Annotated in this window: 12 protein-coding genes and 1 riboswitch; of the genes, 9 read left to right on the plus strand and 3 right to left on the minus strand. The window is 73.1% G+C overall.

The window, feature by feature from the left end; genetic code table 11:
• Positions 1 to 88: 88 nt before the first annotated feature.
• From CRP52_RS26680 to CRP52_RS26715, 8 genes are all read left to right on the plus strand, one after another.
• A complete protein-coding gene (locus tag CRP52_RS26680) occupies positions 89 to 919 on the plus strand; it encodes a shikimate dehydrogenase (protein WP_097238708.1) in 831 nt (276 codons plus the stop codon).
• A 222-nt stretch (positions 920 to 1141) separates the two neighbouring features.
• On the plus strand, positions 1142 to 2326 hold the full coding sequence (aroC, locus tag CRP52_RS26685; protein ID WP_097238709.1) for a chorismate synthase: 1185 nt from the start codon (positions 1142 to 1144) through the stop codon (positions 2324 to 2326).
• Positions 2323 to 2844: a shikimate kinase gene (locus CRP52_RS26690; RefSeq protein WP_097238710.1), complete on the plus strand. Its 522-nt coding sequence runs from the start codon at positions 2323 to 2325 to the stop codon at positions 2842 to 2844. The genes aroC and CRP52_RS26690 overlap by 4 nt, the downstream gene beginning before the upstream one ends.
• A complete protein-coding gene (aroB, locus tag CRP52_RS26695) occupies positions 2837 to 3928 on the plus strand; it encodes a 3-dehydroquinate synthase (RefSeq protein WP_097238711.1) in 1092 nt (363 codons plus the stop codon). The genes CRP52_RS26690 and aroB overlap by 8 nt, the downstream gene beginning before the upstream one ends.
• Before the next feature lie 8 nt (positions 3929 to 3936).
• On the plus strand, positions 3937 to 4365 hold the full coding sequence (aroQ, locus tag CRP52_RS26700) for a type II 3-dehydroquinate dehydratase (protein WP_097240365.1): 429 nt from the start codon (positions 3937 to 3939) through the stop codon (positions 4363 to 4365).
• A gap of 86 nt (positions 4366 to 4451) precedes the next feature.
• Entirely contained in the window at positions 4452 to 5357 is a 906-nt protein-coding gene (locus CRP52_RS26705) for an AAA family ATPase (RefSeq protein WP_373560525.1), read from the plus strand.
• 103 nt (positions 5358 to 5460) lie between these two features.
• Positions 5461 to 6270, plus strand: coding sequence for an Fpg/Nei family DNA glycosylase (locus tag CRP52_RS26710; protein ID WP_097238712.1), 810 nt, complete (start codon positions 5461 to 5463; stop codon positions 6268 to 6270).
• A gap of 69 nt (positions 6271 to 6339) precedes the next feature.
• Positions 6340 to 8331, plus strand: coding sequence for an AAA family ATPase (locus CRP52_RS26715; protein WP_097238713.1), 1992 nt, complete (start codon positions 6340 to 6342; stop codon positions 8329 to 8331).
• 111 nt (positions 8332 to 8442) lie between these two features.
• On the opposite strand, the gene CRP52_RS26720 is transcribed toward CRP52_RS26715, so the two are convergent.
• The 3 genes from CRP52_RS26720 to CRP52_RS26730 form a co-directional block, all read right to left on the minus strand.
• Entirely contained in the window at positions 8443 to 9693 is a 1251-nt protein-coding gene (locus CRP52_RS26720; protein ID WP_179852681.1) for an IS701 family transposase, read from the minus strand.
• A gap of 80 nt (positions 9694 to 9773) precedes the next feature.
• Positions 9774 to 11450: a hypothetical protein gene (locus CRP52_RS26725; protein WP_257032869.1), complete on the minus strand. Its 1677-nt coding sequence runs from the start codon at positions 11448 to 11450 to the stop codon at positions 9774 to 9776.
• A gap of 54 nt (positions 11451 to 11504) precedes the next feature.
• Positions 11505 to 11888 (minus strand): ArsR/SmtB family transcription factor, encoded by a 384-nt coding sequence (locus tag CRP52_RS26730; protein WP_051830108.1) that lies wholly within the window; start codon positions 11886 to 11888, stop codon positions 11505 to 11507.
• Between the two features lie 82 nt (positions 11889 to 11970).
• A riboswitch (cobalamin riboswitch) is annotated at positions 11971 to 12184 on the plus strand.
• A 32-nt stretch (positions 12185 to 12216) separates the two neighbouring features.
• Between CRP52_RS26730 and CRP52_RS26735 the strand changes: the two genes are divergently transcribed.
• Positions 12217 to 13332, plus strand: a complete 1116-nt coding sequence (locus CRP52_RS26735; RefSeq protein ID WP_097238714.1) for a HoxN/HupN/NixA family nickel/cobalt transporter — start codon at positions 12217 to 12219, stop codon at positions 13330 to 13332.
• The last annotated feature ends 34 nt before the right edge of the window (positions 13333 to 13366 follow it).

Consider the following 13366-nt stretch of genomic DNA (forward strand, 5'->3'; position numbering starts at 1 on the left):
CCGGAAGGCAGTTCACGGAGAGCTTCAAGAAGAGGTTCACGGAGACGTTCACGGGGACGTTCACCGAGACGTTCACGGAGAGGCAGCGTTGACCACCAGACACCGGGCGGCCGTCCTCGGCTCGCCGATCGCCCACTCGCTCTCGCCCGACCTGCACCGGGCCGCCTTCGCGGCGCTCGGGCTGGACGGCTGGCGCTACGACCGCTTCGAGGTCGACGAGGCCGGCCTGCCCGGCTTCGTCGCCGGACTGGACGAGGCCGAGTGGGCCGGGTTGTCGCTGACCATGCCGCTGAAGCGGGCGATCGTGCCGCTGCTGGACGAGGTCAGCGAGACGGCGCGCTCGGTGGACGCGGTGAACACCGTGGTGTTCACCGCCGACGGCCGGCGCACCGGGGACAACACCGACATCCCCGGGCTGGTCAACGCGCTGCGTGAGCGGGGGATCACCGAGGTGCCCGAGGCGGCCGTGCTGGGCGCCGGGGCCACCGCCTCCTCGGCGCTGGCGGCGCTCGCCCGGATCTGCACCGGCGAGGTGACGGTCTACGTGCGCAGCGCCGAGCGGGCCCGGGAGATGGCCGAGCTGGGTGAGCGGCTGGGCGTGGCCGTCCGCACCGCCGACTGGGAGCGCGGCGCCGAGGCGCTGGCCCGGCCGCTGACCGTCTCCACCACGCCGGTCGGCGCGACCGACGCCTTCGCCTCCTCGCTGACCGCCGCGCCGGGGGCGCTGTTCGACGTGCTGTACCACCCGTGGCCGACGGCGCTGGCCGCCGCCTGCGCCGAGCGCGGGGCGACCGTCCTGGGCGGGCTGGACCTGCTGGTGCACCAGGCGGTGCTGCAGAGCGAGGCCTTCACCGGGCGGGCGCCCGGGCCGCTGGCGGCGATGCGCGAGGCGGGGGAGAAGGCGCTCGCCGGGCGCTGAGGCTGACCCGGACCCCGGCCCGGGTCCGGGCCTTCGGCGGGGGCTGCGGCCCGCCCTTCGGACGGTTCCGGGAGGGGATCCCGGCCGGATCGTGGCCGGTTGCCGTCCGTCACGCGGACTGTGCCCCCGGGCGCTGCCGGGTCATGAAAGGATTCAGGGACAAGGCACGCCCGGGCGGGCCGCGGCGGTGCCGTGGGCCGGTCCGCTGATGAAGGAGCTCCGTTGGGTACGTTGCGCTGGCTGACGGCGGGGGAGTCGCACGGCCCCGCACTCGTCGCGACGCTGGAAGGCCTGCCCGCCGGTGTACCGGTCACCACCGACGTGGTGGCCGACGCGCTGGCGCGCCGCCGGCTCGGTTACGGCCGCGGGGCGCGGATGAAGTTCGAGCAGGACGAGGTGACCTTCCTCGGCGGCGTCCGGCACGGTCTGACCATGGGCAGCCCGGTCGCGATCATGGTCGGCAACACCGAGTGGCCGAAGTGGGAGCAGGTCATGTCGGCCGACCCGGTCGACCCCGAGGTGCTGGCGGGCCTGGCCCGCAACGAGGCGCTGACCCGCCCCCGGCCCGGCCACGCCGACCTGGCCGGCATGCAGAAGTACTCGATCGAGGAGGCCCGGCCGATCCTGGAGCGCGCCAGCGCCCGGGAGACGGCCGCCCGGGTCGCGCTGGGCGCCGTCGCCCGTGCGTACCTGCGCGAGGTGGCCGGGATCGAGATCGTCAGCCACGTGGTCGAGCTGGCCGCCGCGAAGGCGCCCGCCGGTGTGGTCCCGCTGCCCTCGGACGAGGCCCGGCTGGACGCCGACCCGGTGCGCTGCCTGGACGCGGACGCCTCGAAGGCGATGGTCGCCGAGATCGACCAGGCCCACAAGGACGGCGACACCCTCGGCGGCGTGGTCGAGGTCCTGGCGTACGGCGTGCCGGTGGGCCTCGGCTCGCACGTGCACTGGGACCGTCGCCTGGACGCGCGGCTGGCCGCCGCGCTGATGGGCATCCAGGCGATCAAGGGCGTCGAGGTCGGCGACGGCTTCGAACTGGCCCGGGTGCCGGGCTCCCAGGCGCACGACGAGATCGTCCCGACCCCCGAGGGCGTCAGGCGCACCTCCGGCCGTTCCGGCGGCACCGAGGGCGGCCTGTCCACCGGCGAGGTGCTGCGGGTGCGCGCCGCGATGAAGCCGATCGCCACCGTGCCGCGGGCGCTGCAGACGCTGGACGTGCGCACCGGCGAGCCGGCCAAGGCGCACCACCAGCGCTCGGACGTCTGCGCGGTGCCGGCGGCGGGCATCGTCGCCGAGGCGATGGTGGCGCTGGTGCTGGCCGACGCGGTGATCGAGAAGTTCGGCGGCGACCACGTCTCCGAGACGCGCCGCAACGTGCAGGGCTACCTCGACAACCTGATCGTCCGATGACCTCTCCCGTGGTCGTGCTGGTCGGCCCGCCCGGCAGTGGCAAGTCCACCGTCGGGCGGGTCCTGGCCGAGCGCCTGGGCGTCGGCTTCCGGGACACCGACACCGACATCGAGACGACGGCCGGCCGGCCCATCCCGGAGATCTTCATCGACGAGGGCGAGCCGCACTTCCGCGCGCTGGAGGTGGCGGCCGTCCGCGCCGCCGCCACCGGACACGACGGGGTGCTGGCACTCGGCGGCGGCGCGGTGACGGCCGAGGCCACCCGCGAGCTGCTGCGCGAGCTGCCGGTGGTCTTCCTGGAGGTCCCGCCGGCGGACGCCGTCAAGCGGGTCGGCCTGGACGCCCCCCGCCCGCTGCTCGCCGTCAACCCGCGGGCCCGCTGGCGCGAGCTGATGGACGCCCGCCGCCCCCTCTACCTGGAGGTGGCCACCGCCGTGGTCGACACCGCCGGGCGCAGCCCGGAGCAGGTCGCGGACGCCGTACTGGAAGCACTGGAGCTGAAGACCCCCCATGACTGACACCACCGTCAGGATCCACGTCGGCGGCAGCGCCGGCCACGACCCGTACGACGTGCTGATCGGGCACCAGCTGCTCGGAGAGCTGTCGCCGCTCATCGGCACCCGGGCGAAGCGGGTCGCGATCATCCACCCGGAGGCGCTGGCCGCCACCGCCGACGCCATCCGCGAGGACCTGGCCGGCGAGGGCTACGAGGCGATCGCGCTGCAGGTGCCCAACGCCGAGGACGCCAAGAGCGCCGAGGTCGCCGCGTACTGCTGGTCGGTGCTCGGCCAGACCGGCTTCACCCGCAGTGACGTCGTCGTCGGCCTCGGCGGCGGTGCCACCACCGACCTGGCCGGCTTCGTCGCCGCCACCTGGCTGCGCGGGGTGCGCTGGATCTCCATGCCCACCACGCTGCTCGGCATGGTCGACGCGGCGGTCGGCGGCAAGACCGGCATCAACATCGCCGAGGGCAAGAACATGGTCGGCGCCTTCCACCCGCCGGTGGGTGTGCTGGCCGACCTCGACACCCTGGAGACCGTGCCCAAGCACGACTACGTCTCCGGTCTCGCCGAGGTCATCAAGTGCGGCTTCATCGCCGACCCGGTCATCCTCGACCTCGTCGAGGCCGACCCGGAGGGCGCGAAGTCGCCGGCCGGCCCGCACACCGTCGAACTGATCCGCCGGGCCATCCAGGTCAAGGCCGACGTCGTCTCCGGCGACCTCAAGGAAGCCGGCCGGCGCGAGATCCTCAACTACGGCCACACCCTCGGCCACGCCATCGAGCGCAACGAGCGGTACAAGTGGCGGCACGGCGCCGCGATCTCCATCGGCATGGTCTACGCCGCCGAACTCGGCCGCCTGGCCGGGCGGTTGGACGACGAGACGGCCGACCGGCACCGCACCGTGCTGGCCTCCGTCGGTCTGCCGCTGAGCTACCGGGCGGACGCCTGGCCGAAGCTGCTGGACGCGATGAAGATCGACAAGAAGTCGCGCGGCGACCTGATCCGCTTCATCGTCCTGGACGGCCTCGGCAAGACCTCCGTCCTGGAGGGCCCCGACCCGTCCCTGCTGGTCGCCGCCTACGCGGAGGTCTCGGCGTGACCCGGGTGATGGTGCTCAACGGCCCCAACCTCGGCCGGCTCGGCAGCCGCGAACCGGACGTCTACGGCGCCACCTCGTACGCAGGGCTGGTCGAGCGCTGCACCGCGCTCGGCAAGGAGCTCGGCTTCGAGGTCGAGGTGCACGAGACCAACTCCGAGCAGCAGATGGTGGCCTGGCTGCACGAGGCGGCCGACGGGCAGGTGCCGGTGGTGATCAACCCGGCCGCGTTCACGCACTACTCGTACGCCATGCGGGACGCCGCCGCGCAGCGCACCGCGCCGCTGATCGAGGTGCACATCTCCAACCCGTACGCCCGCGAGACCTTCCGGCACACCTCGGTGATCGCCGCGGTGGCCTCCGGCACCATCGCCGGATTCGGGATCGGCTCGTACGAGCTGGCGCTGCGCGCGCTCGCCGAGCAGCTCACCACGCGCTGAGGCACGGGCCCACGGCCCGGCGGCGGACTGTGCCCGCCGCCGGGCCGACGTGTAGTGTCCCCGCTGAGAGGTGTCGGGAGGGTGCCGTGACGCAGTACGCCGGAGGCGGGCAGGTCCCGCCGCGTCCCGCCGCTCCGCCGGTGCCGCCGGGCGGTGCGGGGGCGAGCCCGTCGGGGGCGGCCGTGTCGGGGGCGAGCCTGTCGGCGAATCCGTCGGGCGCGCCGGTTCCGCCGCCGCCTCCTCCGCCGTCGGTGCGGCCGGTGCCGAATTCTGCGCCTGCGCCTGCTCCTGCTCCTGTTCCTGTGGCGCCTGCGCCTGTGGCACCCGCTCCGGCGCCCAGCGCGCCCGTCCCGGCCGGAGGCACCGGGCACTTCGTGCTGCCCTCCGGGACGCCCGTGCAACTGCCCGCGCACCCGCCGCGCCAGCACGCGCCCACCGGGCCGATCGCCGTCCTGCTGATCGGGCCCGCCGGGGCCGGCAAGACCACCGTCGCCCGGTACTGGGCCGAACGCCGGCCCACCCCGACCGCGCACATCAGCCTGGACGACGTCCGCGAATGGGTGCAGTCCGGCTTCGCCAACCCGCAGTCCGGCTGGAACAACGCCTCCGAGGCGCAGTACCGGCTGGCCCGCCGCACCTGCGGCTTCGCCTGCCGCAACTACCTGGCCAACGGCATCTCCTGCATCATCGACGACGCCGTCTTCCCCGACCGCCCGGCCATCGGCCTCGGCGGCTGGAAGCGGCACATCGGCCCCGGCATGATCCCCGTCGTGCTGTTGCCGAGCTTGGACTCGGTGCTGCGCCGCAACGCCCGGCGCGGCGGCAACCGGCGCCTCGGCGACGAAGAGGTGGCACGCATCCACGGGCGGATGGCCGGCTGGTACAACTCCGGGCTGCCGATCATCGACAACTCCTCCCTGGACGTCGCCGGGACGGCCGCCGAGCTGGACCGCGTCATCCTCGCCCGGCTGATGGGCATGCCGGTCCGCTGACCAGGGCGTTCGTGGTGCTGTCGGAGCCGGCTGCGATGATGGACGAGTCCTTGGGCCCGCCCGTCGGCCCGTCCTGTCGAACCACCCGGGGGAGCTGACGCCCGTGCCGGAAGGCCACATCATCCACCGCCTCGCCGCCGAGAACCGGAAGGCCTTCGGCGGCCGCCCCGTCCGGGCCTCCAGCCCGCAGGGCCGGTTCGCCGACGAGGCCAAGGTGATCGACGGGCAGCTGCTCACCGGCGCCGAGGCCACCGGCAAGCACCTCTTCCTCGGCTTCGAGGAGGGCGCCTGGGTGCACGTCCACCTCGGGCTCTACGGCGGCTTCACCTTCGGCGCCGGCCCCGCACCCGAGCCGGTCGGCCTGGTCCGGCTGCGGCTGGAGAACGAGGACGGCTACGCCGACCTGCGCGGCCCCAACACCTGCGCCCTCGTCACCGACGCCGAGAAGGCCGCCGTCGCCGACCGCCTCGGCCCGGACCCGCTGCGCGCCGACGCCGACCCGGAAGCCGCCTGGCGCCGGATATCCGGCAGCCGGACCACCGTCGCCGCGCTGCTGATGGACCAGAAGGTGCTGGCCGGGGTCGGCAACGTCTACCGGGCCGAGGTGCTGTTCCGCCACGGCATCGCCCCGCACCGGGCCGGGCGCGACCTCACCCGCCGAGAATGGGACGTGATCTGGGCCGACCTGGCCGCCCTGATGCGCGAGGGCGTCACGGCCGGCCGCATCGACACCGTCCGCCCCGAGCACACCCCCGAGGCGATGGGCCGCCCGCCCCGCGTGGACGACCACGGCGGCGAGGTCTACGTCTACCGCCGCGCGGCCATGCCCTGCCTGGTCTGCGGCACGGACGTGCGCACGGAGGAGCACGCCGCGCGCAACCTCTTCTGGTGCCCGACCTGCCAGGCGGCCTGAGGCGGGCTCAGGTCCGGCACGGCCGGTAGCCCGTAGGCTGGGCCCGGGCCGGCCGGAGGGAGCGTACGGGTGGACGACTACGAGGTGTCCAACGAGGTGTCGGGCACGGTGTACGGGAACGTGATCCAGGGCGGGAGCATCACGGTCCAGCAGCAGCCCAGGGTGCCGATCCCGCACCAGGTGCGGCCGCCGCGCGAGAGCTTCGTCAATCGTGAACCCGAACTCGCTGCACTGGTGGGCGCCTTGGAGCGGGCCGCGGCGGGCCGGCCCGGGATCGTGGTGTTCACCGGGCTCGGCGGGGTCGGGAAGACGGAGCTGATCGCCAGGTTCGCCCGGGACTACCGGTCGCGGTTCCCGGACGGAGACCTCTACGCCGACTTCCAGGCCTACCGGCACCAGGGCGGAGTGGACCTCTCCGAGATCGTGGCGGGCTTCCTGCGGGCCCTCGGGACGGAGGCTCCGCCGGTCGAGGCGGAGCGGTTCACGAAGTTCCGTACGGTCACCGCCGAGCGTCGGTGCCTGTTCTTCCTGGACAACGTCGAGCACGCCGCGGAGGTCCGGGCCCTGCTCCCCTCCAGCGGCCTGGTGGTGGTCGCGAGCCGCCGACGGCTGCCCGCGCTGCGGACGGACGGCGCCGAGGTGCGACAGCTCGGGCCGCTGAGCCTGACGGCGGGCTCCGACCTGGTGCGGGCATGGCTGGGCGCCGAACGGGGTACCGACCGCGAGTTGGCGGAGCTGGTCGAGATGTGCGGCGGGCTGCCCCTGGCGCTGAACGCGATCGGGAGCCGGCTGCTGGACCGCGATCGGCTGGCAGTCGGCCGGGTGGTGGCCGAACTGCACGACCGGGAGGGGAAGTCGGTCATCCTGGACAGCGAAGAGGGGAACCTCCGTCCGACCTACGACCTGGTCTACGAGCGGCTTCCGCCGGAGGGCCGGGCCCTCTACCACCTGATCGGGGTCCACCCGGGCCCCTTCGTGTCGGCCGAACTCGCCCGTGCGGTGGGCGTGGAGCGGGCCGTGGCGGCGCTGGACGAGCTGCGCGCCGTGCACCTGCTGGACGATGTGGTGGACGACGATCCGGAGGAGCGGTTCCGGGCGCACGACGTCGTGCGGTTGCACGCCCACGACCGGGCGCGCGAACTCCCCGACCGGGCCCGGCTCCTGGCCCGCGTGGTGGCGTACTTCCGGGGGCGGGCGTCGCTGGCCGACCGCGCGATGGGGACGCGGGTGCGGCTGCAGGAGCCGAGCGGTGAGGACCTGCCGGGCTTCGCCTCGTACCCGGAGGCGCTGGAGTGGCTGCAGGCGGAGCGGGCCAATCTGCGCGCCGTGGTGGAGGCGGCGGCCGAGGAGCAGTGGCACGGCGAGGTGTGGCGGCTCTGCGAGTCGCTCTGGCCGCTCTACCACAACCGCAAGCACTACCAGGACCTGATCGCCACCCATCGGCTCGGGGTCGAGTCGGCCCAGTGGGACAACCAGCCGAATGCGGTGGTCCGGTTGCGCAACCAGCTCGCCCGTGCCCACTACGAGCGCAAGGAGTACGGGCTCGCCGCCGAGCAGTTGGCGCGGGCCACCGAGTTGGTTCCGCTGGTGACCAACCGGATCGTCGTGGGGGTGCTGTACGAGACGGACGGCCTGCTCTGCCTGGCGGACGGGCGGACCGGCCAGGCGGTGGAGCGGTTCACGCTGGCCCTGGAGGAGAACCGGGGCGACGACCACGGCGAGATCGTGCAGCGCTACCACCTCGCCCAGGCGCTGACCGCCGACGGGCGTCCGGAGCAGGCGCTGCTCGTCCTGGCCGAGGCGGCTGCGCGGGCCGAGGCCACGGAGGACCACGACATGGTGATGAAGCTGCCGCTGGTGCGGGCCCGCGCGCACCGGGCGCTCGGGCGGCTCGATCTCGCGGTCGAGGACGCCGGTGCCTGCGTCCGGAAGGCCGAGGAGCTGAAGCAGTACGCCAAGGAGGGCCAGGCGCACACCCTGCTGGTCGCCCTCGCCGAGGAGCTGGGCGACGAGGACTTGGCGGAGCGCAGTCGTGCGCGACTGCGGGAGCTGGGGCTCTAGTAGGGCTTGGTCAGGTCTGTTTTCGTGTGGGTATGTCGCGGTGGCAGGTGGGGCAGGCGCCGGCCCAGGTCGCCAGAAGGATCTGGAGCTCGCGGACGACTTGGTAGAGGCTCAGGCCGGCCCCGCGTCTTTTGGGGCGGTGGCCAGTCTGCGCAGGGTGCAGAACGCGTGGGCGAGAGAGACGAGCGTGACGTGGTGATGCCAGCCGGTGAACGTGCGGCCCTCGAAGTGGGCCAGGCCGAGGGCCTGTTTCATCTCCCGGTAGTCGTGCTCGATCCGCCAGCGGAGCTTGGCCATTCGCACCAGAGTGGTCAGCGGGGTGTCGGCGGGCAGGTTCGAGAGCCAGAACTGGACCGGCTCGGCTTCCTTGGCGGGCCATTCGGCCAGCAGCCAGCACTCGGCCAGCTCCACGCCCTCGGTGGCGTCGCGGATCTCGCGTCCGGCCGGGCGGATCCGCAGCGCCACGAAGCGCGAATACATCCGCTTGAAGCCGCTCTTCGCCTTGCCTGGGCGCGACCCCTCCCGCCACGACACCGGCCTGGCCGCTTTCGGCCCGGCAGCGATGGCCAGGTCCTTCACACTGCGGGCCTTGTCCGGGTACTTCGCCACCGGCGGCCGGCCGGTGCCGCTGTAGGCGGGCGTGACGGGCCGGGCTTCGGCAGGGTGCGCGGTCGGCGTGGTGGAGATCCCCAGCACGTAGTGCAGGCCGCGTTGCTGGAGGCCGAGGCGGAAGGCCGCGGCGTCGCCGTATCCGGCGTCGGCGATGGCGAGCGGGACGTGGACACCCCAGCACCGGGTCTCGTCGATCATGTCCAGGGCCAGCTGCCACTTCTCCACGTGGCCCAGGCCTGCGGGGATGCCGCACCGGTCTCGCCGGGCGACCTTGTCCGGGTCGGCCTTCGTCGATTCGGGGTCCCAGGACGCGGGGAGGAACAGCCGCCAGTTGACCGGCGCCGAGGCGTGGTCACGGGCCAAGTGGAGCGAGACGCCCACTTGGCAGTTGGTGACCTTGCCCGCGGTTCCGGTGTACTGCCGCGACACACACGCCGACGCGTCGCCGTCCTTGAGGAACCCCGTGTCGTCGATGATCAGCGCGGTCGGATCGATGGCGTCCTGCATCCTCCAGGACAAACGGGCCCGGACATGTGCCGGATCCCAGGGGCTTGTCGTGACGAAGTGCGCGAGAGCCTGCCGGTTTCCGTCCTCCCCGAGCCGCGCGGCCATCGGCTCCACCGACTTCCGCTTGCCGTCCAGGAGCAGCCCACGCACGTACGCCTGCCCCCAACGCCGCTGGTCAGCGCGCGTGAACGCTTCGAACAACCCCGCCGTGAACGCCTCCAGGTCCTCCCGGACCTCGGCCATCTCCCCAGGTGTCACACACCAACAACGCGCCACCTACTCCCCAGGACACGCCACCACGGCACCGACCTGACCAAGCCCTACTAGGGCCCGGTGGTGAAGGAGACCCGGGTGCGGTGCTCGCCGGTGCGGATGGTGAGGCCGTGCTCGGGGAGGCCGGCCGGGTCGCCGCCGTCGGCGAGCCAGCAGGCCACGGCGGAGCCGAGCAGCAGCGGGTCGAGGCGGGGTTCGGGGCTGCTCCAGTCGCGTTCGGCGCAGGCCTCCAGCAGCAGGCCGGTGTGCAGCCGGAGCAGGTGGCGGGCCGGGCCGAGGGCGGCCACCGCGACGGCGAGGCCGGGGAGTTCGGCGGCGGCGTCGGCGAGCCAGCGGGTGGCGGGGCGTTCGGCGTGGACCTCGGTGCGGGCCAGGACCTCGGCGGTGTAGCGCAGTTCGTCGCCGGGGTGGTCGTCGCTGAGCGCGTGGAAGCCGCGCGGGGTGTGGTCACGGGGGTCGAAGGGGTAGCGGCGCAGGGTGACTTCGGTGCCCTCGCTCTCGCCCTCGACGTCGTACGCCGTGGGAGCGTCGGTGGTGTCGGGGCGCGGGACGGGCTTGGGGTAGGGCGGCAGGAGCGGTGCGTGCTCGGGTTCGTCCAGGTGCTCCAGGAAGGAGTAGAGCAGCGGGCGCAGCAGTTCGGCGGAGTGGCCGCGCCGGCTCAGTGAGCGGTCGGTGACGGTGCGCAGTGCGGCCGGGTCCTGCTTCTGCAGGGCCAGTTCGATCTGGGCGGCGAGGTCGCCGTCGGGGTCGAGCGGGGGTGCGGCCTGGCCGAAGGCGTAGCTGGGGGAGCCCGGGTCGAGTTCCGCGGCGCCGGTGGCGGCGAGCAGGGTGGGCCGTTCCAGGGCGGCGCCGTAGACGGAGACCGAGCCGTGGTCGCCGATCAGGCAGTCGGCGGCGACCAGGGCGGCCTGCCAGCCCTGGTGGGGCGGGATCAGGCGCAGACCCATCCGGCAGGCGGTGTCGAGCAGGGCCTCGGGGTCGTGCCGGCTCCAGATGTTGGGGTGCAGGACGACGGCCACCGTGTACTCGTCGGCGGGCAGTCGGCGGACCAGGTGCCGGGGCAGATCGGGGTGCCGGCCGAATAACGAGTGCTCGCTCCAGGTGGAGTCGACGACGACGAGGCGGCGGCCGTCGACGGCGCCGAGTGCGGCGCGGTAGGCGTCGCGGGAGCGCAGGCTGGCGAGCATCCGGTCGAAGCACGGGTCGCCGACCACTCGGGCGACGTCCAGTGCCTCGGGGCAGGAGGTCCGGAGGCGGTCCAGCTGTTCGGGGTGGGACAGGCCGAGGACGTCGACGAACACCCGCCCGTGGTGGGTGAGTTCGTGCCGGGAGAGGCCGGCGGAGCTGACCGTGTCGCGGGTGGACTCGGTCACCAGGCGGTTGTAGCCGGCGCCGTGCGGGAGGACGACGAGGCCGGCGTCCAGGCGGTGCATGGAGGAGTGGACGGCGCAGGCGACGGCGAGGTCGAAGCGGCGCCGGACGGCGTCCTCCCAGTCCAGCACGGTGAAGCCGGGCAGGGCGTGCAGGTAGTCGTCCAGGGCGCGGTCGGCGAAGACGGAGCCGGGGTTGACGGTGAAGTACCGTTCGACGCCGTCCGGGTCGAGCAGGGCGAGGACGTCCAGGACCCGGGTGGCCGAGGTGAGGGTGCGGGCGACCGCCAGCACGCGGGCCTTGACCGGTCGGGTGTTCCACCGGTCGGCGGGCCAGACGTGGGGGTGGGACGGCACGCCATGATCGTACTCATCCGGGCTGCCGCCCGGGTGCTGTTCCCCGAGTGTCGGTCAGCCGGCGGCTGCGGTGGGCTCGTGGTGTTCGGCGGCGGCGCACTCGTCGAGGAGGGGGCGCATGCTCTCGTCCACGAGCCGGTAGCGCACCACGCGTCCGTCCTTGTCGCCGGTGACCACGCCGGCCGTGCGGAGCAGGCGCAGGGCCTGGGAGACGGCGGGGTCGCGCATGCCGGTGGCGACGGCGAGGTCGCTGACGGCGAGCGGGCCGGCGCGGTGCAGGGCGAGCAGCAGGGCGAGCCGCCCGGGGTCGGCGAGCAGGGAGAACCGCTCGGACCAGGACCGGACGTGCGCGGTGTCGCCGATGGCGGCGATGGCCTCGCAGACCCGGTGTCCGTCGATGGTGCGGTGGCCCGCGCGGTCGGCCGGTACGAGATGCATGCGCACATTCTTGCAGGCGAGGGCCTGTGATCCTGGACACCTGCGCAGGTGCGCAGCCTTGCATGGGTCGGGGCGCGACCCCTACGGTGTTCCCCGCCGTGGTGCTCGGGAAGACCGGTGACGGACCCTCAGGGGTCCGGATTCCGGAGCGGCCCTCGCCACTGTGATCGGGTCATTCCTTCGTCCGCGACGGAATGCCGTTCGGGTCCATGACGCCACTGGGTGCCTCGCGCGCCTGGGAAGGCGGGCCCGGACGTCCCGTAAGCCAGGAGACCGGCCACGGCGCTTCACGAAGTCTTTCCACGAGGTGTTGGAGCGTGATCCTGAGATGACCCTGCCCGAAACCATTGCCGACGGGGCGAAGACGGCCCCGTCCGTGCTGCCGACGTTCAGATGGAGGCGCGAGGACACCGTCCGTACGGCCGGGCTGATGGGGGTGATCCTGGCCATGCACGTGGTGGCCTTCGGGACGCTCATCTTCCTGGTCGCACCCGAGCGGTACGCGGTCGGTACCCAGGTCTTCGGGGTGGGCCTGGGTATCACCGCGTACACGCTCGGGATGCGGCACGCCTTCGACGCCGACCACATCGCGGTGATCGACAACACCACCCGCAAGCTGATGGCGGACGGCAAGCGGCCGGTCTCGGTGGGTTTCTGGTTCGCGCTCGGGCACTCCTCGATGGTGGTCATCATGGCCGCCCTGGTCGCGGGCGGTGCGCAGCTGGCGAACACGCTGATGGACGACGAGTCGGCCACCCACAAGTGGCTCGGCGTGATCGGGACCACCACCTCCGGCGTGTTCCTCTACCTGATCGGCGCGCTCAACCTGGCGGCGCTGCTCGGCATCCTCAAGGTGTTCCGGTCGATGCGGGCGGGGCAGTTCGACGAGGCGGAGCTGGAGGCGCACCTGGACTCGCGCGGCTTCATGGCCCGGGTGCTGAACCGGGCGACCCGCTCGATCACCCGGCCCGGGCAGATGTTCCCGGTCGGCATGGTGCTGGGTCTGGGCTTCGACACCGCGACCGAGGTCACCCTGATGGTGATGGCCGGCTCGGGGGCGGCCGCCGGGCTGCCCTGGTACGCCATCGTCTGCCTGCCGCTGCTGTTCGCGGCCGGGATGAGCCTGTTCGACACGCTGGACGGGACCTTCATGAACTTCGCGTACCAGTGGGCGTTCTCCAACCCGGTGCGGAAGGTGTACTACAACCTGACCATCACTGGGCTGTCGATCGCGGTGGCCTTCATCATCGGCACCATCGAGCTGGTCGGGGTGCTGCACGAGAAGCTCGACCTGACCGACCCGGTGACCGGCTGGATCGCGGACATCTCGCTGGACAACGTCGGCTACGCGATCGCCGGGCTGTTCGTGGTGGTCTGGGCGTTGGCGATCGGGTACTGGAAGCTGGCCCGGGTCGAGAAGCGCTGGACCCCCCAGGGGGAGTGAGCCGGGAGGGCATGAGCGGGGCTCATGGGGTGGG

Origin of the sequence: Streptomyces sp. 1331.2 (assembly GCF_900199205.1) — a bacterium.
Classification (GTDB): domain Bacteria; phylum Actinomycetota; class Actinomycetes; order Streptomycetales; family Streptomycetaceae; genus Kitasatospora.